The organism is Mesorhizobium sp. M8A.F.Ca.ET.208.01.1.1, assembly GCF_004791315.1.
GTDB lineage: Bacteria > Pseudomonadota > Alphaproteobacteria > Rhizobiales > Rhizobiaceae > Mesorhizobium.
This window is the reverse complement of sequence record NZ_SRUT01000008.1, coordinates 126,374-149,157: the sequence shown is the minus strand read 5'-3', so window position 1 is coordinate 149,157 and position 22,784 is coordinate 126,374. Positions and strand designations below refer to the sequence as shown.

The following is a 22,784-nucleotide window of genomic DNA, read 5'->3' as shown; positions in this document are numbered from 1 at the left end:
ATCGAAAGAGGGATGGCCAGCCGTAGGCGAGGCCTGTGACGTTGGCGCGAGCCGGTTCAGGCCTTCAGGTGCAGCGTCACCAGCACGGTGCATTCGGCGCCGCTGTCGAACCTTGCCGCGACGCGCAGCCAGTTGCCGAAATGGGCTAGCCGCGCCATCGCCACGGCGTCGCGCTCCTTTGGCATCGGAAACTCGGTGCCCTCGCGCAGCCAGTGCATGCCGTCCGGCGAGACCTCGACCCATGCCGTGGCGATGGGGCCGACGGGTTGCTTGAGTGCCCGCACGAAGAAGATCGCCTCGCGCGCCCATCCCGCCTCGTAGGGCTCGCTGGCGGCTTCGCCACGCCAGCACTCGTTGCGGGAGACGACCGCGGTGATGTTCTCGGGCAGCATCAGAAATCTCCCGAAATGCAGATGGAATCGACGTAGAGGAAGGCCCGTTTGGCGACGTCGGTTTCGGCGAAAAGGCCGAAGTTGAGCATGCACCACAGGTTCTTCATCGCCGGGAGGCGGATCGAATCGAAGCCCGAGAGATCAAAGCTGCGATCGTTGCACCTGAGCCCGAGCGCCGTCATCGTTGCCAGATCGAAATCGAAGCACAAATACGTCCAGTTCACCTTGGTGGGGATTTCGTTGTAGCAGAGACGCTGCGATCCGCCGGGAAGATCGACCCAGCCTTCCGGCGACAGATGGTAGTGGCTGATCGTCTTGTTGTCGGTGCCGATCGGGGTGATCCTTTCGGTCTCGCGCTTGTACTGCCATTTCTGCAGATGCTGGCCGTCGAGCGCGTTCAAGAAGCGCAGATGCGGCATGACGCGATCGTTGTTGCCGTCCTGGTCCCCACCCTGCAGATCGAAGAGGAGGCCGACGGAGCGCACGTCGGTTTCGGACAGCTTCAGCGTGTTGGCCTCCGGCTTGAAGGTAAAATAAATTTCGAAACGGATCGGCCCGCGTTTGCGGAATGTGTGGCGTTTGATGGCGACGTTGCGGGCGCCCGCCACCGGTCGTGTCGCGATCTTGAGGGCATAGGACGAATCCATCCCGCCATGCGAGCCGGCGTCCCAATGGGCGAGCGTCGACAGCATCGCGCTAGTGTGCTGCGCGTAGCCCGGCAGCATGGTGTCGAGATCGTCCTCGTAGTTGCCGACAAGCTGCGACCAGCCGCAATGACCGCGCGCGAAATTGTCGAACGACAATATCCGCGGCAGCGGATCGAAACGGCTGAGCGCGGGGTCCGCGCGCAGCAGCGCCAGGCGCATCGCCTCGGTCAGGTCGCCGGTCTGGTCTGGAGTCTGGTTCTTCATCTGGTCTTCGGCCTCATTCGGCTTTCAGTTTCTTGACGGCTTTCCAATCGATTTCGATGCCGAGTCCGGGTTTTTGCGGGACATCGAGCGTGCCGTTCTTCTGCCTGACGCAGCCGGGCGCGAGATCGGCCAGATGCGTCTTGAACGGGCTGGCATCACACTCGCATTCCATCACGCCGAAGTTCGGCATCGCGGCAGCCATGTGGACGCTCGCGGTCTCGCAGACGATGCCGGACATGCCGATATGCGGAGCGTAGCGGACGTCATGCGCGGCGGCATATTCGGCCATGCGGCGCGTCTCGGAGATGCCGCCGGCGCGCGCCACGTCGGGCTGCAGCACCGACAGTGTGCGGTTGGCGATCAGGCGTTGCGCCTGGTCGAGGGTGAAATTGCTCTCGCCCGCGGCCAGCGGTACGTCGCAGCGCCGACGCAATTCCTCATAGCCCTGCTCGTTCTCCGGCTGCAGCGGCTCCTCGAACCAGAAATAGCCATTTGCCGAAAGCGCGCGGCCAACCTCGACGGCCTCGTCCAGATTGTAGGCCCAGTTCGCATCGACACAGAGCCCGATCGCGTCTCCGGCCCGCTTGCGGATGCGCTCGATGCGCTTGCAAGCGTCGCGCACAGGACGCGCCATCTTGACCTTGACGCGTGTAAAACCCTCGGCGACGTAGCGGTCGAGTTCAGCGTCGGCGGCTTTGTCGTCAACCCAGTTGACGGCCGCCGCGTAGACGTCGATGCGATCACGTCCGACGCCGCCAAGAAGTTTGGCGATCGGCTGTCCGGTTGCCTTGCCCAGTATATCCCATAGCGCGATATCGACGCCGGCGATGGCCTCGATCAGCATACCGCCTGCCTTGCCCGACAAAGCGCGGCGCATCGACTGCCACAAGGCGCCGATGTTGCGAGCGTCCTGGCCGAGCAGGCGCGGCCTGAGTGAACTTTCGATCAACTCGACATAGGCCTTGGGTGAAAATCGCGCCAGGGTTTCGCCGACCCCAACAATGCCGTCGGTCGTACGCACTTCGACCAGAACCAGCGACACCTTTTCGTAGACGCCCCATGACGTGACCGTAGGCCTGGGCAGCGTCTGACTGAGGGGATGGGCTATCACCTCGGCAATCTTCAGCGGCCCGGCCACGGTTGGATCGCTCATGCGCATCGATACCAGACTTCCCTCGTCCCTGCGGATGGCTCGTCATAACGCTCACTTATAAACTTAGCAACCAGAAAACTTAGTTGCTATGTTTGGGACAATCGTGCTAGGCAGCCAAAAGAGGATCCCGAATGGCCACAGAAGCAGCACGCAAATCGATTTTCGCCGTGAAGCCCTCGAGCCCATCACGCCTTGCGGATGGGGTCTCCGATGCAATCGCAGCGGCGCTGTTCGACGGACGCATCGCCCCTGGCGAGGCGTTGCCGCCGGAAGGCGAGATCGCCCGGGAGTTCGGCGTCTCCAAGCCGATTGCACGCGAGGCGCTGCGCCAGCTGACCAGCGTGGGCCTGGTGTCGACGCAGCAAGGCAAGGTCGCGCGCGCGAAGGCGCTCAGTGGCGAGCCGATGGACCGCATCTATGCCTATGCCGTCCGTTCAAGCCTGACGCGGCTTCAGGAAGCCAACGAGATGCGCCGGGTCATCGAGGTCGGCATCGCCCGGCTGGCCGCCGAGCGCCGCGATCCGCGGGGGCTGGACCTGATGCGCCAGGCTTTGCTCGACATGCGGGCCGGCATTGGCAAACCGGGTGATTTCACACAGGCCGACATCCTGTTCCACCTCGGCCTCGCGACAGCCACTGGAAATTCCATGATCCGCATCCAGATGGAAGGGATGCGTTCGGTCCAACGGGAGGTTTCGGAGCTGTTCTCACGACGCTCCAATCGCACCGAGGCGGATTGGCGCGCCACCGTTGAACGGCACCAGGCAATCCATGACGCGATCGCGGCGGGCGACACCGACCTCGCGGACCGGCGCATTCACGAACACTTCGACGCGGCCGACATCGCTTCGTTCGAGGTCGCCGACAAGCTCGGGGAGCCGTCGCCTTGAGCCAGGACCGTTTTTCCCTTGCCGGTCGTCGAGCGCTGGTCACCGGCGCCAGCTCCGGCATCGGGCGCGCGGTTGCGATCGCCCTTGCCCAGCAGGGGGCCACGGTCGCGCTGCACCATTTCGGCGACGCCGCCGGAGTGCGCGACACGGCTGCGGCCATCGGTCCCGGCACCGCGGTCCTCGAGGCCGACTTCACCGACAGCAGGGCAATGTCGGCCTTCGCGTGCGAGGTCGCGGACGGCGCCATCGACATCCTGGTCTCGAACGGCGCGATCGAGCGACGCCGTGCCTGGGACGAAGTCGACGAAGCGCATATCCAGGCACATGTCGCGGCCAACTTCACGGCCCTGTTCACCTTGGCCACGCGGCTGGTTCCAGCCATGGCAAAGCGCGGATGGGGGCGCGTGGTGGCGACCGGCAGCGTGATGGCGAGGCGGCCGCGCGCCGAAACGATCGTCTACGCGTCGCTGAAGGCGGCGCAACTGACGGCGGTGCGCGCCATGGCGCGTGACGTCGCGCCGCACGGCGTCACCATGAATGTGGTATCGCCCGGCGCGATCGAGACGGAGGCCACCGCCGAGCGGTACCGGGACGCCGCTTTCCGCCAGGCGGTTGCGGCGAAGATTCCCGCCGGACGCCACGGCCAGCCCGACGACGTCGTCGGCGCTTTCGTTTTCCTGTGCAGCGACGCCGCCCGCTACATCACCGGTGCCGACATCCCCGTCGATGGCGGTTGGACGATCGGTGACGCGCCCGGTGCCTTGCCAGGAGCGACAGCATGACCACACGCCGCCGGCCGGGCCATTGATATCGCGCCCACAGTTGTTGAGTGACCATCAGCGTTTCGGGAGGAAATCATGAAGACCGCAATCAAGCTCGCACTATCGGCCGTGGCGCTGTGCGCCCTATCGGCACAGTCGATGGCCCAGGAACTCCGGATGACGGTGTGGACCGGCAACGAGGCCCATCTCAAGATGCTGAACGGCATCGCCGCGGGTTTCATCGCCAAGCACCCGGGCGTCACGGTGAAGTTCGAGACCGTTCCGGTCGCCGACTATACGCAGAAGCTCACCTTCCAGGTCGCCGGCGGTAATGCCCCCGATATCGCCTGGATGATGGAAGATGCCGCACCGGCCTTCGAGAACGCCGGCCTGCTCATGGACATCGGCCCGACGCTGAAGGCGACCGAGGGATACAATTTCGAGGATTTCTCCGAGCCGGCGATGGCGCTCTGGCAAAAGGACGGCAAGGTCTACGGCATGCCGTTCTCGACCTCGCCTTTCCTGATTTACTACAACAAGGACATGTTCGACAAAGCGGGTCTCGAAGATCCCAACCAGCTTGCCGCGAAAGGCGAGTGGAACATGCAGAAATTCCAGGAGGTCGCCAAGCAGGTCACCGACGCCAATCCCGGCAAATGGGGCTTCGAGTTCAAGGACGGCGAAGGCTATGCATCGCGCATGACGCACGCCTTGCTGCCACCCGTGCGCGCCTATGGCGGCGATCTGTGGGCCAACGGCCAGTGCGGCCTGGACAAGCCGGAAGCGGTGGCCGCCGTCAAGCAGCTCCACGACATGGTGTTCAAGGACAAGTCGATCGTGCCGCCGGGGGAACAGGGCGACTATTTCTCCGGCAATTCGGCGATGACCGTGAACCAGATCTCACGGGCCTCGAAGATGCCCGAGGCGGGTTTCAAATGGGGCATTGCTCCGCTGCCTTCGGGACCGGCCGGCGAGGCTCCGGTCATCGGCCAGGCCGCGCTGACCGTCTTTGCATCGGGCAAGAACACGGAGCTCGCCGCCCAGTTGGTCGCCGAGATGACCAGCAAGGACAATGTGGCTGTCATGGCGCAGTTCTTCCCGCCGGCCCGCAAGAGCGTTCTGGAGAGCGACGCCTTTGTCAATTCCAACAAGCTGATCCCGCCGGAACAGATGAAGAGCGTGGCCGCCGCGATCGTCAACGGCCGCGTCCATCCCTCGCATGAGCATGTGCCGCAGATCTTCGCGGCGATGGCGCCGCGCGTCGACGCATTGTGGCGGGCCGACGCCAATGTCGAAGAGGCGCTGAAGGGCGTCTGCGCAGCCATCCAGCCGCTGCTCTGACAGGGGCTCCGCTTCGTGGCCGGCAAGGCATTCCGGGACAATACGGCGCGCGCTGCGGGCGCGCCGTGGCTGACCTTGAAGACCAGGGAAATGCTGGAAGCGTGGCTGTTCGTCAGCCCGACGCTGATCGGCTTCCTGATCTTCTTCCTCGGCCCGCTGGTCGCCATTTTCTACTATTCGACGACCGAGTGGAACCTGCTCAGCCAACAGGCGACGTTCGTCGGGCTCCGCAATTTCCACAACGTCCTGCTGGAGAACCCCGACTTCTGGCATGTCGTGCGCAATTCCGTGATCTTCGCGCTGGGGCTCGTGCCCCTGAACATGGCATTGGCGCTCTCGCTTGCGCTGGCGCTGTCGCGGCCGTTCTTCGGCGTCGTCTTCTTTCGCACGGTATTCTTCGCGCCGGTGGTCACGTCGGCGATTGCCTGGGCGATCGTCTGGAAATTCATGCTGCAAGGTGAAGGCGGCGCCGTGAACCAGATGCTGGCCTGGATCGGCATAAACGGTCCGAACTGGCTGCGCGAGCCCAACTGGGCGATGGCGGCGGTCATCGTCACCCGCGTCATCAAGACGGTCGGGCTCAACATGATCCTCTACATCGCGGCGCTGCAGTCGATACCGCGCGACTACGAGGAAGCGGCGACGCTGGAAGGCGCTTCGCGCTGGCAGGTCTTCCGCATGATCACCTGGCCGCTGCTTGCGCCAACGACGCTCGTCATCATGGTTCTGACGACGATCGGGTCGTTCAAGGTGTTCGACCACATCTACCAGATGACCGGCGGCGGCCCGGAAAACGGCACGCTGGTACTGGCGTTCTACATCTACCAGCAGGGCTTCAAATTCTTCAACGTCGGCTACGCGGCCGCACTGGCGCTGATCATGTTTGTCATCGTCATGGCGCTGACCCTGGTGCAGGTGATGCTGCGGCGGAGGGATATGGATTGACCGCGCGCCGGACCGAAATCCTCTATCGTATTTGCTGGACCGTGGCCCTGCTGCTGCTGGCGGTACCCTTCGTGTTCCCGTTCCTGTGGATGATTTCCGGTGGCTTCAAGAGCACCACCGAAATCTTCGGCACGCCGACCTTGATCCCGCGCGTCTGGCGCTTCGAGAATTTTGTGGAAGTGTTCACCTATCAGCCCTTCGCGCGGCAGTATTTCAACTCGCTCTACATTGCCGCGACGGTGACGGCGTTGACCCTGTTCATCGCCTCGCTGGCGGGCTATGCGCTGGCGCGCATCCGTTTTGCGGGTGCGGGCCTTTTGATGCTGTTCCTGGTGATGGCGCTGATGGTGCCGGAAGAGGTCACCATCATCCCGAACTTCTTCCTGATCCGCGCCATGGGCCTGATCGACACGCACTGGCCGCTCATCCTGCTGCCGGTCTTCGGCCCGCAGGGCGTGGTGGCGACGTTCCTGATGCGCCAGTTCTTCCTGGCGCTGCCCAAGGAACTCGAGGACGCCGGCAAGATGGACGGGCTGTCGCGCTTCGGCGTCTGGTTGAAGATCGCGCTGCCCATGTCGCGGCCGGCGCTTGCCGCAGTCGCGATCATCACTTTCCTGCATTCGTGGAACCTGTTCCTCGAACCGCTGATCTTCCTCAGTTCGCTGGAGAAGTTCACGCTGCCGCTGGCGCTGTCCAATTTCAACGACAGCTACGGCCTGCCGCTGTGGAACCTGCAACTGGCGGCGACGAGCCTGGCGGTGGTTCCCATCCTCATCATCTATCTGATCGCCCAGCGCCAGATCATCGAGAGCTTCGCCCTCTCCGGCGTCAAGGGATAAGGGACGTCATGACAAAGGTTCTGCTCAAGGACATCCGCAAGAATTTCGGTACTGTCCAGGTCATCCGCGGCGTCGATCTCGAGATCGAGGATGGCGAGTTCGTGGTCTTCGTCGGTCCCTCGGGATGCGGAAAGTCGACGCTGCTGCGGCTGATCTCCGGCCTTGAGCACATCAGCGACGGCGAACTCCACATTGGCGGCCAGTTGGTCAACGAGGTGCCGGCGGCCAGGCGCGGCGTGGCCATGGTGTTCCAGTCCTACGCGCTTTATCCGCACCTGACGGTCCGCGACAACATGGGTTTCGGCCTCAAGGTCCGCAAAGTGCCGGCCAGCGAACGCGCCCGCCGTGTTTCGGAAGCCGCCGCGACGCTGAAGCTCGAACCGTTGCTCGACCGCTTTCCTCGTCAGTTGTCGGGCGGACAGCGTCAGCGCGTGGCCATCGGCCGGGCCATCGTCGGCAATCCGGACGTCTTCCTTTTCGACGAGCCGCTCTCGAACCTCGATGCCGAACTGCGTGTCCACATGCGCTCCGAGATCGCGGCGTTGCACCAACGCCTGTCGACGACGATGATCTATGTGACCCACGACCAGATCGAGGCCATGACGCTTGCCGACAAGATCGTGGTGTTGCGCGACGGCAGGATCGAACAGGTCGGCTCGCCCCGCGACCTCTACGACAGCCCGCGGACCATCTTCGTCGCTCAGTTCATCGGCAGCCCCAAGATGAACATTCTGCCACTTGCCGACGGACAGCCGATCGCGCTTGGCGCGTCGGTCCCTGCGACGGCCACGTCGGTCGGTATTCGACCCGAGCACCTGTCGCTGGGCCAGTCCTCGAACAGCACGTTGCGCGGCAAGGTAAGGCTGGCGGAATATACCGGCGCCGTCACGCTCCTGCATGTCGAGCTGGATGGGGGCCAGACCTGCCTCGTCATCCACAATCAAGGACCGGCGCCCGAAACCGGCGCCGAGGTCGGCCTGCGGGCCGAATCCGGACATCTGCATTTCTTCGACAAGGAAGGACGGGCGGTCTGATATCTGCCGCGCGATCAAGCAGCGCGACGCTCCTGCGATCCGTGCCTTACGATCTATCCCGCCGCCAGCGCCGTGACTTCCCGCCGAAACGGCAATGCGTCGCCGATGTCGGGTTCGTCCAGCTCGCGGGCGAAGCGGTGGCCGGCATAGGTTGCCCATGCGATGGGCCCCGGTGCTTCGGCGTCGCCGATGACCTTGACCGAACGGATGCCATTGTCGGCCCACTCGTTTTCCCGGACCTTGAGATCGCGCCAAACGGCGTCGTCCTGATTGCGCGAGGTGACCAGGACGGCTGCATCGGCTGTCAGGTCCTGTTTGGCGCCGGTGTAGACGCAAGCCGTCACGACACCGCCAGAAGCGACACTCACGACGCTCCTGTTGAGCACGATATCGACCCCGAGCTCCGCCAGGCGGCGGTGGATGGCGCCCTGCTCCAACGTGTTGCGGGTCCAGTCCGAGACATAGGCCGATGGCGTCACCAAGGTCACCTTCGTTCCCTGACGCGCCATCAGCTCGGCGAGTACGCCGCCCATGTAGTAGTGATCGTCGTCGAACAGCACGACGTTGCCGGAAGGGACCTTGCCGTCCATCAGATCGTCAGGCGTGTAGACCGGCATCGCGGCGTCGATCGGCATCGGCACGATATGGGCACGCGCGACGCCATCGCGGCGCCAGGTCGATCCGGTGGCGATGGCGATGTTCTGGAAGCCGAAGGACAGGATGTCGTCCGCCGTCAGCCGGCTTTCGAAATAGATGTCGACATTCGGCATCTGGCCGAGCTGATACTGCCGATAGTCGCGCACCCTGCCCCAGGCCGACAGGCCCGGAAGTTTGCTTTCGCGCGCCACGCGCCCACCAAGCTCGGTACCGGCTTCCGCGATGGCCACCTTGTAACCGCGCAGGCCGAGTGCGCGCGCCGCTTCCAATCCGGCCGGCCCGGCGCCGACGATCAGCACGCTGTCGCTGTCGCCCTTGGCCTGCATGCGCTCCGGATGCCAGCCCTTGCGCCATTCCTCCATGAAGGTCGGGTTCTGCGTGCAGCGCGAGATCGACATGGTCATGTCGCCGGTGATGCAGATGTTGCAGCCGATGCATTCGCGAATGTCCTCGATGCGGCCTTCCTCGACCTTCCTCGGCAGGAAGGGATCGGCGATCGACGGGCGGGCGCAGCCGATGAAGTCGAGCGTGCCCGACCTGATCATCCTGACCATCACGTCGGGCGAGGTGAAGCGGCCAACGCCGACGACCGGCTTCGAGGTCAGCTTCTTGATGCCCGACACCAGGCTCTCCTGCGCCGCCTCGTCCTTGAAGCGCGACGGGCCGGAGCAATCCTCCCAGGCGCCGTGCGCGAGATCCCACAGATCGGGCAGTTCGGCATGCATCTCGATCATGTCGCGGACTTCCGAATTGGCGAAGCCGAGCTCGCCGATCATCTCATCCAGCGACAGCCTGAGCGTCAGGCCGCAGGTGTCGCCGATCGCGTCGCGCCCTTCCTCGATCAGCTCGCGCATCAGCCGCGAACGGTTTTCCAGCGAGCCGCCATATTCGTCGCCGCGCTGGTTGGTGGCCGTCGACAGGAAATGCTGGATGATGCCGAAACCGTGCGCGCCATAGAGGCACACCAGGTCGAAACCCGCCTGCTTCGCGCGTTTGAAGGCATTGCGGTGCCAGCGACGCAGGTCGCGGATGTCCTGCTTGTCCATGGCGCGTGCCTGCACCGGATCGTTGGTGAAGGTGCGGATCGGCAGGGCCGACGGCCCTCGCGGCACCTCCTTGGTGTAGAGGTTGGGACCGTTGATCCCGGAATAGGCGAGCTGGATGCCGGCCAGCGCGCCGTGTTCGTGCATGGCTCTCGCCATCTTGGCCAAGGCCGGAATGTCGGCGTCGTCCCATAGCCGCAATTCGATGAAGGGCGTGATCTCGGAAGTGTGGTGCATCTCCGTCTGCTCGGTGAAGATGACGCCCCACCCGCCTTCCGACTTGATGCGGCGCATCTCGGCCGCGGCCGACGGATCTCGATAGCCGCCGCCATTACAATGCGGAACCTGATAGAAACGGTTCTTGGCCGTTACCGGACCTATCTTCATCGGCTCGAACAAGATGTCGTAGCGTTGGTCGCGCATGGTGCTTCCTCCGTGCCGGCCCGGCACTGCCGGTCCCGCCGAGACTACTCATAAGTTGGAGCCGGCGCGGGAAAACTACGGATTTCTTCTGCGCCGATTAGGACGCGCCTAATCGCGCGCGCCGGCGCGGATTAGTCTGTGTTGAACCGGGGCTGAGTGAAATGCGACTTCAGGGCATTGGCGGCATGGTGCTAGACAGCCAGGACCTCACAGCGAGACTGGAACATGGACAGTATCAGGATACTCGAAAGGCTGATTGCATTCCCGACGGTGAGCCGCGACTCGAACCTCGACCTGATCGGCTATGTGACCGACTTGCTCGAAGCGAACGGCGTTGCCTGCCAGATCGTCCGCAGCGCGGACGGACACAAGGCCAACCTCTTTGCCACCATCGGCCCGGCCGACCGGCCCGGTGTCATGCTGTCGGGCCACACCGACGTCGTTCCCGTCGACGGCCAGAACTGGACGCTGCCGCCGTTCGAAATGACCAAGCGCGACGGCAAGCTTTACGGACGCGGCGCTACGGACATGAAGGGTTTCGTGGCCTCTGCGCTCGCGGCCTGTGTCAAGGCCTCCAAGATGGCGCTTCGGACGCCGCTGCATTTGGCGCTCTCCTATGACGAGGAAGTCGGCTGCCTGGGCGTGCGCGACCTGATCGAAATGCTGAGCGCGGCGCCGCAACGCCCGCTGCTGTGCATCGTCGGCGAGCCAACCAACATGCAGGTGGCGACCGGGCACAAGGGCAAGCTTGCCGCTCGCGCCATCTGCAGGGGACGCGAAGGCCATTCGGCGCTCGCCCCACTGGCGCTCAATGCCATCCATCTCGGCTGCGATTTCGTGCGCGCCTTGCGCGACGAACAGGAGCGGCTGGCCCGCGACGGCGCCCGCGACGGCGACTACGACATTCCCTACACGACGGTGCATGTCGGCAAGATCAATGCCGGCGTCGCGCTCAACATCGTGCCCAACCTGTGCCAGGTCGATTTCGAGATCCGCAACGTTGCCGCCGACAATGCCGCCGGCATTCTCGACAGGCTGCGCATTGCCGCGGCGCGCATCGCCGAGGACGCGGCTTCGATCGCGGCCGAGGCCGCGATCGAAATCGAGATCACCAATACCTATCCGGGCCTCGACACGCCGGCCGCATCGGCGGCGGTGGCTTTCGTCAAATCGCTGACTGGTGCCAACGACACGATGAAAGTCGCGTTCGGCACGGAAGGCGGCTTGTTCAGCCGCGATCTCGGCACGCCTGCCGTCGTCTGCGGGCCGGGCTCGATGGCGCAGGGACACAAGCCGGATGAATTTGTCAGCGTCGAACAGCTGCGGGGTTGCGACGGGATGCTGGACAGATTGCTGGAACGGCTCACGGACGGCTGGCCGTGACCCGAATGGCAGCCCCTCACTTCACGATGCGTTCGGTGCCGAAGACGCCCTGCTCGACGACGAAGCGGCGGCAGTGGTCGATGAAGGCCTGCACCGTCAGCGTGCGATGCTCGGCGTTGGGCAAGGCAATGCCTATGGTCAGCGGCCTGAGGTCCCCCAACAAAGGCACGAAGACCAGCAATTTTCCGTCCGGCGACATGGTGTTGAGCGGCCGCATATTGGCGATACCGTAGCCGAAGCCATTGGCAACCATCGAGCGCATCACGGCGATGTCGCCGGTGCGCTCGACGATCTTGGGCCGCAGGCCCCTGGGCTGGAAAGCCGACAGGAAGTATTCGCGGCTGTAGGGCAGATCGAGCAGCACCATCGGCTCATCGACCAGTTCCTCAGGGGTGATGCCTGCCTTCGCCGCCAGGCGATGCGCGGCCGGAAGCATCACATAGGCCGGCAACTGCATCAGCGGCTCGAAGGTCATGTCCTGCGACAGCTCGAGATCATAGGTCAGCGCGGCGTCTATCTCGCCACGCTGCAGCATCTCGAACAATTGGCCCTGGTTGCGTTCGAATTGCCGGACGCGCACATCGGGATAGGCATCCTCGAATTTCTTGCGCAGCGCCGGCAGCACGATCTGCGCGAAAGTGAGCAGGCAGCCGATCGCCAGCGGTCCGCGCACCTTTTCGGCGATGTCGCCGGCAATGTCGTGCAGCGCGTCGGCGTCGTTGAGCAGGCGCGCGGCTTCCTTGAGGAACAGGCGCCCGCCCGCGGTGAGCGCCAGGGCATGCGAGTGCTTGCGCACGAAAAGCTGGACACCGAACTCGGCTTCGAGCTGGGCGATCGACGCCGAGATCGACGGCGGCGAGACGTTCACCTGCTCGGCCGCCTTGGCGATCGAACCCGCTTCGCCAACGGCGACGAAATATTCGAGCTGTCTGAGCGTGAAGCGGAGCGGCATGGTTCTATGTTGCCGGTTTGCGGCTGGTGATCAAGTCGCGCCCACTCCTCAGTACTTGATCCAGGTGGTCTTCAGCGCGGTGTATTTGTCCAGCGCGTGCAGCGACAGGTCGCGCCCGAAACCGGACTGCTTGAAACCGCCGAAGGGAGTCATCGGGCTCAGCGCATCGACGGTATTCACGGAAACCGTGCCCACGCGCAGCCTTTCCGCGAGGCGATGCGCCCGCGACAGGCTGTCGGTCCACAGCGATGCAGCCAGGCCGTAGACACTATCGTTGGCGATGCGAAGCGCCTCGTCTTCGGTGTCGAAGGCGATCACCGACAGAACCGGACCGAAGATCTCGTCGCGGGCAAGCGGGTCGTCGGGCGAGACGTTGTCGAAGATCGTGGGCTGCACAAAACTGCCGCGCCCGTCGACGGCGACCCGGTCGCCACCGGCCACCAGCCGTGCCGACTTCCTGCCGCCATCGATGAAACGCATGACGGTCGCGGCGTGGCGCGCGTCCACCATCGCACCCATCCTGGATGCTGGGTCGAGCGGATCGCCGGGCTGGGTCGCGGTTGCGCGCTCTGCCAGTTTCTCGACCAGCGCATCCTTGATGCCGCGTTCCACAAGCAGCCGGGAATTGGCCGAGCATACCTGTCCCTGGTTGAAGAAGATGCCGAAGGCGGCCATGTCGGCGGCCGCATCCAGATCGCCGCAATCCGCGAACACCAGATTGGGGCTCTTGCCACCGGTCTCCGGCCAGACCTGCTTCATGTTCGACTGGCCGGAATATTGCAGGAACATTTTGCCGACAGCGGTCGACCCCGTGAAGGCAAGGCAATCCACATCCATGTGGCGGCCAAGCGCCTGGCCAGCCGTCTCGCCGAGGCCAGGCACCACATTGAGAACGCCGGCGGGCAGGCCCGCTTCCATGGCAAGCTCGGCCAGCCTGAGCGCCGAGAATGGCGATTGCTCGGCGGGTTTCAACACCACCGAATTGCCAGCGGCCAGCGCGGGCGCGCATTTCCAGGTCGCCATGTCGAGCGGAAAGTTCCACGGCACGACGGCGCCCACGACCCCAAGCGGCTCACGCCGCACCAAGGCGAGGTCGCCCGGGCCCGTCGGCGCCACCTCGTCATAGACCTTGTCTATCGCTTCGGCGTACCACTGGAAGATCGCCGCCGACCCCGGCACGTCGATTGTCGCCGCGTCCTTGACCAGCTTGCCCATGTCCAGCGATTCCAGCAGCGCCAGCTCCTGCAGGTTCTCGCGCAGCAATTCCGCCAGCCGCAGCAGCACCTGCTTGCGATGCTGAGGGCTCGCTCGCGACCAGACGCCAGCCTCAACACTGCGCCGCGCCACAGCGACTGCGAGGTCGATGTCCTCTTCGCCGCAGGAAGCAACCTCGGCGAGCGTTGCGCCCGTGGCCGGATTGATGCTGGCGAAGGTCCGGCCGGAGCGGGCGGGCACCGCCTTGCCGTCGATGAACGCCCTGTCGCGAAAGCGGATCGCCGACGCCTTGCCGATCCAATCCTTATGACTGAGTTCGCTCATGCCGGCTCCAGATGTCGGACTATTCGTCACCCGGAACGCCATAGCTCGGCGCACCGGACGGATTGAGAGCGCGCGTGACATAGGCGTCGAGCTGGGGCTTGTAGATCTCCCACAGCGCCGCCAGCTGCTCGATCGGGCAGTCCTCGGTCCAGTCGCAACGCAGGTCCGCGACCGGCCATGAAACATCGCGCACCAGCTTCATGCCGGCGGAGCGGATAGGTCCCGCCTCCCCGCCTACATCGAGCGCGGCCCACATGGTGGCGATCAGCCGGTCGCCGAGATCGCCTTCGGAGGCGAGAAAGGTGTCGACCATGGCTTGCGGAACCCTGTCGCTGGCAAGCAGATTGCCGCCGCAGGCGACGTCCTCGCCGCGCGCCTCGGCCCAGATGCCGAGTGCTTTCGGTCCCGAATGGATTGCGCTACCGCCGGCCGCGTCGACCGCCAGCACCTGCCGGTATTCGCTAAAAGCGGCCGTGCGCTTCAGGATCGCGACGGCTTCAGCGGCGGAGGCACCCCGCGCCATCAGCTCCAGAGCCCGTGGCCCGAGCGTTGGATCCGTGACGTTCTGGCTGGCAACCGCCCCGACGCCGGCCTGCGCGTAGGCGCAGCGTGCCGCGACGGCGGGAGACGACGAGGATACCGCCACCCCGAACATGCCCGTGCGCCGGCAGCGCGCTACTATCGAGAAGGTCATGGCCTAGTCCGGGATGATGGCTGTGCATCATCCGGGATTACGGCGGTGCCGTCGATCTCGACCAGCCATTCCGGCCGCGCCAAGGCCGATACGACAAGGCCGGTCGAAACCGGATGCACGCCTTTGATGTATTCGCCCATCGTCCGGTAGACGGCTTCGCGATGGCGCACGTCTGTCAGATAGATCACCACCTTGACCAGATGCTCCATCGTGCCGCCGCATTCCTCGATGAGCTGCTTGATGTTCTGCATGACCTTGTGGGTCTGCTCGACCGGATCGTGGCTGCCGATGGTCTTGGCGGTGTCGAGATCCTGCGGGCATTGGCCGCGCAGATAGATCGTGCGGCCACCTCGCGTGACGACCGCCTGGCACAGATCATTGTCGAGCTTCTGCTCGGGATAGGTATCCTTGGTATTGAAGGTGCGAATTCGCGTATGCGCCATATTGGTCTCCATCAGGTCGGGCTCGCGGCGTCGTCGGCTTTGGTCAGGCGTCCACGGGCTCGCGTTTCGCGGCGGCGTGATAGGCCAGATATTTGCGCTGCGTCGAAATACGGTCGGCCACGTGCTTGGCGTCGTGCCAGACGCCCCAGATAAAACTGGAACCCCTTCTCGATTGCCAGGGCAAGCCCAGGAAATAGATTCCGGGCTCGGTCGAGACGCCGCGGTGGTGCCTTGGCCTTCCCTTCTCGTCAAAGGCATCGACCCTCAGCCAACTGTAATCGGCGGCAAAACCCGTCGCCCAGATGATCGCCGCTATCCCCGCCTCGGCCAGGTGCAGTTCGCGGATCGGATTGGTCATGCATTCGGGATCCGGTTCGATCCGGCGGGCAGCGGGCTCTTCGGGAAGGTCGAGACCGTTGCGCGCCACATAGGCGTCGGCCTCGTCCAGCAGCGACATCAGATTGGCATCACCGCGGGCAATGTTCTTCGCAAGATCAGGCGCGAAGCTCATCAGCCCGTCCTGATAGGTCCTTGTCATGCCGACCAGGGTGAGCCCTTGCTTCGCCAGTCGGCGGAAATCGATCGTTTCGCCGCCGCGCGCGCCGCTCACCGCGATCGTCACATGTTCCGTGCCGGGTCCAGGGGTTTCGAGGTCCCATTTGCCGAGAACGCCCAGCCACCAGCAGAAGTCGCGCCCGCGATAGGCCCGCGGCGGGCGATCGTGCGGGCCGACCGAGAGGTAGACGCGCTTGCCAGCGCGCTGGAGTTCGTCGGCGATCTGCACGCCCGAGGATCCCGCGCCGACCACCAGCACCGAGCCTTTTGGCAGCTGATCGGGATTGCGGTAGGCGCTGGAATGGATTTGCAGGATGCCTGCCTCCTTGGGGACGAGAGGCGGGATGACGGGGACCTGGAAAGGTCCGGTCGCGGCGACGATGCTGTTTGCCTCGATCAGGCCATCGGACGTCTCGACGCGGAATCCGGGCCGGCCGACATTTCTTTGCACAAGCCTGACCTCGACGCCGCTACGGATCGGCGCATCGATCTGCTTTGCGTAAGCGACAAAATAGTCGGCAACCTCCTCCTTGGAGGGAAAGCCATCGGGACCCGTAATCGGAAACTCCATGCCCGGGAAGCGGTCGTGCCAGGCCGGGCCATTGGCAACCAGGGAATCCCACCGCTGCGAGCGCCAGCGCTCGGCAATGCGGCCGCGTTCTAGAACGAGATGAGGCACCCCGCACTTGCTCAGGTGCTCGCTCATGGCCACCCCCGCCTGGCCACCGCCAACGACAAGCGTGTCTATCGTCTCAACCGACATGCCCAGTCCTCTCCTGACCATCCGACAGCTCCTGCCGCACGGGACGAAAGCCGATTTCCGGCGGCTGGCAGACGCAGCCTAGGTGATCCATTTCGCCGTGTTCCGGACAAGCCGCTTGCGCCATCCGGTCTCCCTATTGGCGCTCACAAGTAGCAGCACGTGGCGGTGGGCGCCCATAACGAATCTCCGAAGTCACGCGTAACCATTTCCGAATTTCTCGCGCCGACAGACGCATCTACAGTTTCAGCGATCGGGTCCGCGGCGCCGCATGAGGTGGCGGGCGAAGCCGGGCACGGGTCGGCACGGAACAGGAGGCGCTCCCCCGTTCCGCAATGCCTCGAGCCGGCATTCTCGAGGGGCCGCTATGAAGACTGAAAGCTATGATTACATTGTCGTCGGCGCGGGTTCGGCCGGCTGCGTGGTGGCCAATCGGCTTAGTGCCGATCCCTCGGTCAGAGTGTGCCTGATAGAGGCAGGCGGCAGCGACAACAGCCTGCGGGTCAGCGTGCCGGCAGGCATTCTGTCGCTCTATGGCAACCCGAACTACGACTATTGTTTCGTCGGCGTGCCACAGCCCCATCTCAACAACCGCAGCATTCCAGTCAACCGGGGCAAGGCGCTGGGCGGATCGAGTTCGATCAACTCGATGGTCTATATTCGCGGCGCCGCTGAGGACTATGACGAATGGGCCGGGCTCGGCTGCGCGGCTGGGCCTACAGCGACGTGCTGCCCGTGTTCAGGAAACTGGAGCGCAATCTGGTCGCCCAGGATCCGCGCTACCACGGCACGGACGGCGAGCTTATGGTCGACAATCCGCGCGATCCAAACGTGCTTTCCCGCATGTTCGTCAAGGCCGGAGAAAATGCCGGCCTGCCCGCCAACGAAGACTTCAATGCCGAGAGCCAGTTCGGCCTCGGCATCTACAACGTCACGCAGAATCGGGGCCAGCGCTTCAGCAGCTTCACCGCTTTCATGCGCCCGGTGCTCGATCGCAGGAACCTGACGCTGGTCAGCGGATGCGAGGTGATCGACCTTGTCATTGCCGAGGGCCGCGCCACCGGTCTGCGCGTACGGCACGACGGCCAGGAGAAAATGCTCTCGGCCAGCCACGAGATCGTGCTCTGTGCCGGAGCCATCAACTCGCCCAAGATCCTGATGGCGTCCGGCATCGGCCCCGCGGACGAGTTGCGGCGGATCGGCATCACGCCGGTTCTCGACCTGCCCGGCGTCGGCAAGAACCTGCAGGACCACATAGACGGCATGATCACCGTGCGCTCCAGGAGCACCAGGACGCTCGGCCTGTCGCTTGCCAACCTGCCCCGCATCGCGGCAGCACCGTTCCAGTATTTCGCGCGCCGCAAGGGCATGCTCACCACCAATTATGTCGAGGCTGGCGGCTTTGCGAAAACCAGGCATGCGAACGGCCTGCCCGACATTCAGTTCCACTTCGTGCCGGGCTATCGCAGCCACCGCGGCAGGCTCATCGAATATGGCCATGGCTATGCCATTCATACCTGCGTGCTCAGACCCAAAAGCGCGGGCGAGATCAGGTTGTCACGCGACAGTTCTCGGCGCGACGTTCTGATCGACCACCGTTTCTTCGCGGATGAAGAGGACGCCATGGTGCTTGTCGAAGGCATCAAGATCGCGCGCAAGATCCTCGCCGCATCCGAGTTCGATCCGGTGCGTGGCAAGGAAATGCTTCCTGGCAAGGACGTTCGCAGCGATGACGAGATCCTCGCCTATCTGCGCGCCGAAGCGCTGACCGTCTACCACCCTGTCGGGACCTGCAAGATGGGAACGGACGCGATGGCGGTCGTTGATCCGGCGACGCTGAAAGTGCGCGGCGTGGACGGGCTCCGGGTCGCGGATGCGTCGGTCATGCCGAAGCTGATCGGCGGCAACACGAACGCGCCAAGCATGATGATCGGACAGAAGGTTTCCGAAATGATCCTCGGCTCGGCACATCGCGGTGGCAAGTAGGCCATCGCTGTTCTGGTGAACCGTCGCAAACGTCCAGAATTATCTTAAGCCCTCCAAACGTCGTCATTCTATGGCGGAGCAAGGAGCGAAGCGACGCGCGCAGACCATAGAATCCATTCCGTTACGCTAAGGCGTTGCTACCGTGCAGAATTCTGCTCCGCTGCGTCGCTCGGCCAAGGTCACGGAATGGATCCTCGGGTCTCCGCGTCCGCTTCGCCCCCGCTCCGCCCGTGGATGACGAAGCAGAGAGGCTTCGGCCAATTCCCAGCATCCGCGCTGAAAGCCTGCAGCCTTTTCAGAGGCCCCATGTCGAGAGACTGGTTCAGTGATCCTCGTCGATCTCGTCGTGCAAGAGGCCGAGGATGCGGCGCTTGAGCGCGATGAACTCGGGTTCGAGGATCACGTCCATCGAGCGCGGCCTGGGGATATCGACCTTGATCTCGGCCTTGATCTTGCCGGGCCGGGCCGTCATCACCAGGACGCGATCGCCCAGGACGAGCGCCTCGTCTATATCGTGGGTAACGAACAGGACCGTTTTTTGCTGCCGCTCCCAGACACGCAAAAGCAGTTTCTGCATGGTGCCGCGGGTCTGGCTGTCCAGGGCGCCGAAGGGCTCGTCCATCAACAGAACTGCCGGGTCGTTGGCAAGGGCACGCGCAATCGCCACGCGTTGCTTCATGCCGCCGGAAAGCTGAGCGGGGTAGTGGTCGGCAAAGGGCGCGAGGCCGACCTCGTCGAGATACTGGTCGACGATCTGCTTGCGCTGCCCCGCCGGCAGACCCTTGCGCCTGGGCCCATATTCGATGTTGGCGCGCACCGTGAGCCAGGGAAACAAGGTGTAGCTCTGGAACACCATGCCTCTGTCGGGGCCAGGCTCGATCACTTCCCTGCCATCGACCTTGATGCTGCCCGAAGTCGCGTCATTGAGGCCGGCCGCAAGGTAGAGCAGGCTGGATTTGCCGCATCCCGAAGGGCCGACGATGACGCAGAATTCATTCCTTGCCACCCCCAGCGACACATCTTCCAGCGCCAGCACGCCGTTGGCGTCGCCGTAACGCAATGTCACGTCTTCGATGGCCATCGTCGTGCCGGTCGGGCGCGGATCGCCGGTCGTCGAGGCCGTGCCGGCCAGATTTTTCGCCTTGATGGTTTCGGTCATTGCCATCCTTGATCCGACTGCGGTTTGCGAGCTTGCGTTCAAAATCAGGGTGCCCATGGCGCGACCCTCGCCCGGACAAGACGGAACGCCGTGTCGGTTATGAGGCCGAGAAGGCCGATGGCGGCGATCGCCATGAAGATCACATCGACCTGAAAACCTCGCATCGCCTTCAGGCTGATGTAGCCAAGGCCGCTCGACGCGGCAACGAGTTCGGCCACCACCAGATAGGTCCAGGCCCAGCCCATGGTGACGCGAAGCGTGTCGAGGATCGCTGGAAGCGCTGCGGGGAAAATGACGTGCCACACGGCTTCGCTGCGCTTCGTGCCGAGGGTGTAGGAGGCGTTGACCAGATCCCTGGATACGCCGCGCGCGCAGTCGGAAATCATCACGAGCTGCTGGAAGAAGGTGCCGAAGAAGATCACTGCTATGCGCTGCTCGATGCCGATGCCGATCCAGAGGATGAACAGGGGCACGAACGAGGTCACGGGCAAGTATCGGATGAAGTTGACCAGGGGCTCGAGCGGCGCCTGCACCACCCGGTAGGTCCCCATCCACAGTCCCAGCGGCACCGAGATCAGCGAGGAGACGATGAAGCCCAGGATCACCACCTTGGCACTGGTCAAGGTGTGGTAGAAAAGGCTGCCGTCCAAAGACATGCGATAGGTCGTCTGCAGCACGGTTCCGGGCGTCGGCAGGAACATGTTCGGCACGACGCGGCCATAGGACAGCAAAGCCCAGCCGCCGATCACGACCACCCACATCGCCAGGGCCAGCGTTGTCGCCGTGCTGGCGGGAATGTTGGCGAATGGGGTCGTCAGGCGCGTCCACGCCGTCCGCCTCTGTGCCATGGGATGGTCTCCGTTGATCTTCTGAAGCGCGAAGTTCTGGCCTGTCGGAAACCGGGTTCGGCCCACACGGACCGACCCGGCTTCCCGAAGGCTCACTGTTCCCTGATGAAATCGGTGTCGAGGATTGTCTTCGCGTCGATCGTCATCTTGAGCTTGCCGGCCTTGCCCCAGATGTCCTGCGCGAAGTTCACCAGGTCGGACGCCTCGCTCTTCTGCGGCGTGCCGAAGAATTCCAGGTTGCGATCGCGGTCGTAATAGCGCACGCCCTTGGCGCCGGCGGCGAAATCCTCGGGCTTTTCGAGATAGCCGCCAATGCCCTTGGCCATGATCTCATAGGCCTTTTCCGGATTGGTCTTGATGTATTCGACCGCCTTGTAATAGCCCTTGACGAGGGCCTTCACGTCTTCGGGATGCTTTTCGATCAGATCGCATTTGAGGGCGATCACATCGACGATCAGGCCGGGGGTGGTCGTGGAATCGATCAGCACCTTGCCCTTGCCGCCCTTGCGGACTTCGGTGAGGTGAGGCTCCCAGGTCACCGCGGCGGGAACCTGGCCGGCGATGAAGGCGGTCGCCGCGTCATCGGCGGTCATGTTGGTGATGGTGACGTCGTCCTCGGTCATGCCTTCCTTTTTCAGGAGCACGTTGAACCAGAATTCGGAAACGGAGCCCTCGTTCAAGGCCACTTGCTGGCCCTTCAGATCCTTGAGCGCCTTGACGTCGGGCTGCGTCACGACGCCATCACCGCCATGGCTGTCGTCCAGCGCCAGGACGTATTTGAAACAGAGATCGTCGGAGCGGTACTTCATCAGCTCGTCGACGGTGGAGGCGGCGCCATCGAGATCGCCGCCGGCGACCGCCGCCATGTAAAGTGCTGATTCTTCTATGATCTTCAGGTCGACATCGACGCCGGCCTCCTTGAAGTAACCAAGGTCGCGGGCAAGAAACAGCGGCCCGTATCCAACCCAGGTCGTCATGCCAAGACGAATGGCGCCTGCGTTGGCTGGCGCCGCAAGCCCCAGGCCCAGCAGGCCTGCGCCGACCGCGCCCATCAGGCAATTTCGGAATGTCTTCATTGTCGTCGTTCCCCTATGGCTGTTGCCGGCATCGGCCTCATGCAAGTGGCGTATGCCGGCTGTGTTTCGGCAGCCGCTCTTGTTTGGGCGTCGCCTCCCAGCGAGCCTTGCGTGTTTTAAGGTCCGCAAGAGAGCATCCGGACCGGATCGCAAAAAGAAGTCTTTTTCTGCCCATTGCTTCGTCGAAACCGAAGCGCGGTCGATAGCCAAATCGGCGACCTAGTGCCGGTCTTCATGCATGGATTGCGGGAGCCAGCCGTTTGGTTATTTTCGTACAAATGTTTTTTCGTGACACGCTGGGCGGGTGGTTTTATGAATCCGGTGATCGATCCGCGCGTCCGGCATGCCTTCTGGTGCGCAATGCCTGATCGCTTCGGGCCGGTTCGAGACCAAAGGTGACGCCCATGCGGGAATTGCCGAAAGACATTGACGCCGATGTGGTGATCGAAATCAGCAGGTTGCTGGACGACAGCGCTCTTTTCGCGCCTGTCCGGGTTCATGAACTCACAGCAAGGGTAAGGCAGAAAGTGAAGACGGGTTTGCCGGACCGTTCAATTGAAGAGCTGATCGTGGAAATGGCCTCCTTGCGTCGGTTGGCCATGGCCTTCGAGCTGCCTGGATCGGAAAATGTGGTGCAAATTCCAGAGCGACTCCTACGCTGACCGGGTCACGCGCTCCACAAGGCGGTCAGGACAAGCGACGCCTCGAGCACCTGGGCACCGGTCTCATTGCGCACCTTGACGGTGATCTTGACCAGGTCGCGATCCGGCATTTCGTCACGGGCGACATCCTGCAAAATGCGAATGGCTTCTGCTCTCGCTTGTTCTCGCGATTCGAACGGCTGGCCATCGTCGTCCGGCACGAGGCCATCGCCGTTATAAAGATCGAAATGATACCGTTTCATTTTCGGGCAGCCTTGGACATCTCTAGCGTGCTAAATACTTGGCGACGCTGGAGGTTCCCTGTCGGCTCCGGCGTTTGCGCCAGAATGGGCGCAGGC

Annotated in this window: 22 protein-coding genes and 1 pseudogene; 10 read left to right on the top strand and 13 right to left on the bottom strand. The window is 63.6% G+C overall.

Annotation, left to right across the window (positions count from 1 at the left end; translation table 11 throughout):
* Positions 1 to 56: 56 nt before the first annotated feature.
* From EN851_RS27715 to EN851_RS27705, 3 genes are read right to left on the bottom strand one after another with little or no spacing between them, the layout of a single operon-like run.
* Positions 57 to 392: a hypothetical protein gene (locus EN851_RS27715; protein ID WP_127870883.1), complete on the bottom strand. Its 336-nt coding sequence runs from the start codon at positions 390 to 392 to the stop codon at positions 57 to 59.
* Positions 392 to 1,258 carry a DUF6772 family protein gene (locus tag EN851_RS27710; RefSeq protein WP_127871028.1) on the bottom strand — a complete coding sequence of 289 codons (867 nt, stop codon included), beginning with the start codon at positions 1,256 to 1,258 and terminating at the stop codon, positions 392 to 394. Before EN851_RS27710 ends, EN851_RS27715 begins: the two co-directional genes overlap by 1 nt.
* A 58-nt stretch (positions 1,259 to 1,316) precedes the next feature.
* Positions 1,317 to 2,456 carry a mandelate racemase/muconate lactonizing enzyme family protein gene (locus EN851_RS27705; protein ID WP_245511638.1) on the bottom strand — a complete coding sequence of 380 codons (1,140 nt, stop codon included), beginning with the start codon at positions 2,454 to 2,456 and terminating at the stop codon, positions 1,317 to 1,319.
* Between the two features lie 131 nt (positions 2,457 to 2,587).
* Here EN851_RS27705 and EN851_RS27700 point away from each other — a divergent pair, with 131 nt between their 5' ends.
* From EN851_RS27700 to EN851_RS27675, 6 genes are all read left to right on the top strand, one after another.
* Positions 2,588 to 3,346, top strand: coding sequence for a FadR/GntR family transcriptional regulator (locus EN851_RS27700; protein ID WP_135930419.1), 759 nt, complete (start codon positions 2,588 to 2,590; stop codon positions 3,344 to 3,346).
* Entirely contained in the window at positions 3,343 to 4,128 is a 786-nt protein-coding gene (locus tag EN851_RS27695; RefSeq protein ID WP_127870880.1) for an SDR family oxidoreductase, read from the top strand. Before EN851_RS27700 ends, EN851_RS27695 begins: the two co-directional genes overlap by 4 nt.
* A 75-nt stretch (positions 4,129 to 4,203) precedes the next feature.
* Positions 4,204 to 5,448, top strand: a complete 1,245-nt coding sequence (locus tag EN851_RS27690; RefSeq protein ID WP_127870879.1) for a sugar ABC transporter substrate-binding protein — start codon at positions 4,204 to 4,206, stop codon at positions 5,446 to 5,448.
* Between the two features lie 90 nt (positions 5,449 to 5,538).
* Positions 5,539 to 6,393 (top strand): sugar ABC transporter permease, encoded by an 855-nt coding sequence (locus EN851_RS27685; RefSeq protein WP_127871027.1) that lies wholly within the window; start codon positions 5,539 to 5,541, stop codon positions 6,391 to 6,393.
* On the top strand, positions 6,390 to 7,232 hold the full coding sequence (locus EN851_RS27680; protein ID WP_127275841.1) for a carbohydrate ABC transporter permease: 843 nt from the start codon (positions 6,390 to 6,392) through the stop codon (positions 7,230 to 7,232). Before EN851_RS27685 ends, EN851_RS27680 begins: the two co-directional genes overlap by 4 nt.
* Positions 7,233 to 7,240: 8 nt before the next feature.
* The gene (locus EN851_RS27675; protein ID WP_135930418.1) at positions 7,241 to 8,266 is read left to right on the top strand and encodes an ABC transporter ATP-binding protein; all 1,026 of its coding nucleotides are present in this window, start codon (positions 7,241 to 7,243) and stop codon (positions 8,264 to 8,266) included.
* A 53-nt stretch (positions 8,267 to 8,319) separates the two neighbouring features.
* On the opposite strand, the gene EN851_RS27670 is transcribed toward EN851_RS27675, so the two are convergent.
* A complete protein-coding gene (locus tag EN851_RS27670) occupies positions 8,320 to 10,389 on the bottom strand; it encodes an FAD-dependent oxidoreductase (protein WP_135930417.1) in 2,070 nt (689 codons plus the stop codon).
* A gap of 225 nt (positions 10,390 to 10,614) precedes the next feature.
* Here EN851_RS27670 and argE point away from each other — a divergent pair, with 225 nt between their 5' ends.
* On the top strand, positions 10,615 to 11,772 hold the full coding sequence (gene argE / locus EN851_RS27665) for an acetylornithine deacetylase (protein WP_135930416.1): 1,158 nt from the start codon (positions 10,615 to 10,617) through the stop codon (positions 11,770 to 11,772).
* A gap of 16 nt (positions 11,773 to 11,788) precedes the next feature.
* Here the strand turns inward: argE and EN851_RS27660 are convergent, their stop codons facing one another.
* Genes EN851_RS27660 through EN851_RS27640 form a run of 5 tightly spaced genes read right to left on the bottom strand, consistent with a single transcriptional unit; the run spans position 11,789 to position 16,718 of the window.
* Positions 11,789 to 12,724: a LysR family transcriptional regulator gene (locus tag EN851_RS27660; protein WP_015316459.1), complete on the bottom strand. Its 936-nt coding sequence runs from the start codon at positions 12,722 to 12,724 to the stop codon at positions 11,789 to 11,791.
* A gap of 48 nt (positions 12,725 to 12,772) precedes the next feature.
* On the bottom strand, positions 12,773 to 14,263 hold the full coding sequence (locus tag EN851_RS27655; RefSeq protein ID WP_135930415.1) for an aldehyde dehydrogenase: 1,491 nt from the start codon (positions 14,261 to 14,263) through the stop codon (positions 12,773 to 12,775).
* 19 nt (positions 14,264 to 14,282) lie between these two features.
* Positions 14,283 to 14,957 carry a DUF1028 domain-containing protein gene (locus EN851_RS27650; protein WP_135930414.1) on the bottom strand — a complete coding sequence of 225 codons (675 nt, stop codon included), beginning with the start codon at positions 14,955 to 14,957 and terminating at the stop codon, positions 14,283 to 14,285.
* Positions 14,954 to 15,400 (bottom strand): RidA family protein, encoded by a 447-nt coding sequence (locus tag EN851_RS27645; protein ID WP_135930413.1) that lies wholly within the window; start codon positions 15,398 to 15,400, stop codon positions 14,954 to 14,956. The genes EN851_RS27650 and EN851_RS27645 overlap by 4 nt, the downstream gene beginning before the upstream one ends.
* 43 nt (positions 15,401 to 15,443) lie before the next feature.
* Positions 15,444 to 16,718 (bottom strand): NAD(P)/FAD-dependent oxidoreductase, encoded by a 1,275-nt coding sequence (locus tag EN851_RS27640; RefSeq protein ID WP_135930412.1) that lies wholly within the window; start codon positions 16,716 to 16,718, stop codon positions 15,444 to 15,446.
* 268 nt (positions 16,719 to 16,986) lie between these two features.
* Between EN851_RS27640 and EN851_RS37760 the strand changes: the two are divergent.
* Together EN851_RS37760 and EN851_RS37755 are read left to right on the top strand one after the other, a co-directional pair.
* Positions 16,987 to 17,352, top strand: a pseudogene (locus tag EN851_RS37760) (lycopene cyclase family protein); the annotation flags it as partial.
* A gap of 50 nt (positions 17,353 to 17,402) precedes the next feature.
* Entirely contained in the window at positions 17,403 to 18,701 is a 1,299-nt protein-coding gene (locus EN851_RS37755) for a GMC oxidoreductase (protein WP_281041103.1), read from the top strand.
* A 322-nt stretch (positions 18,702 to 19,023) separates the two neighbouring features.
* Here EN851_RS37755 and EN851_RS27630 read toward each other — a convergent pair whose 3' ends face one another.
* The 3 genes from EN851_RS27630 to EN851_RS27620 form a co-directional block, all read right to left on the bottom strand.
* Positions 19,024 to 19,782 (bottom strand): ABC transporter ATP-binding protein, encoded by a 759-nt coding sequence (locus EN851_RS27630; protein WP_210234941.1) that lies wholly within the window; start codon positions 19,780 to 19,782, stop codon positions 19,024 to 19,026.
* Positions 19,783 to 19,904: 122 nt separating this feature from the next.
* A complete protein-coding gene (locus EN851_RS27625; protein WP_127870869.1) occupies positions 19,905 to 20,708 on the bottom strand; it encodes an ABC transporter permease in 804 nt (267 codons plus the stop codon).
* A gap of 92 nt (positions 20,709 to 20,800) precedes the next feature.
* On the bottom strand, positions 20,801 to 21,784 hold the full coding sequence (locus EN851_RS27620; protein WP_127870868.1) for an ABC transporter substrate-binding protein: 984 nt from the start codon (positions 21,782 to 21,784) through the stop codon (positions 20,801 to 20,803).
* Positions 21,785 to 22,188: 404 nt separating this feature from the next.
* Between EN851_RS27620 and EN851_RS27615 the strand changes: the two genes are divergently transcribed.
* Positions 22,189 to 22,446: a hypothetical protein gene (locus EN851_RS27615; protein ID WP_127276936.1), complete on the top strand. Its 258-nt coding sequence runs from the start codon at positions 22,189 to 22,191 to the stop codon at positions 22,444 to 22,446.
* Between the two features lie 5 nt (positions 22,447 to 22,451).
* Here EN851_RS27615 and EN851_RS27610 read toward each other — a convergent pair whose 3' ends face one another.
* Positions 22,452 to 22,688 (bottom strand): hypothetical protein, encoded by a 237-nt coding sequence (locus tag EN851_RS27610; RefSeq protein WP_127276934.1) that lies wholly within the window; start codon positions 22,686 to 22,688, stop codon positions 22,452 to 22,454.
* Positions 22,689 to 22,784 lie beyond the last annotated feature (96 nt).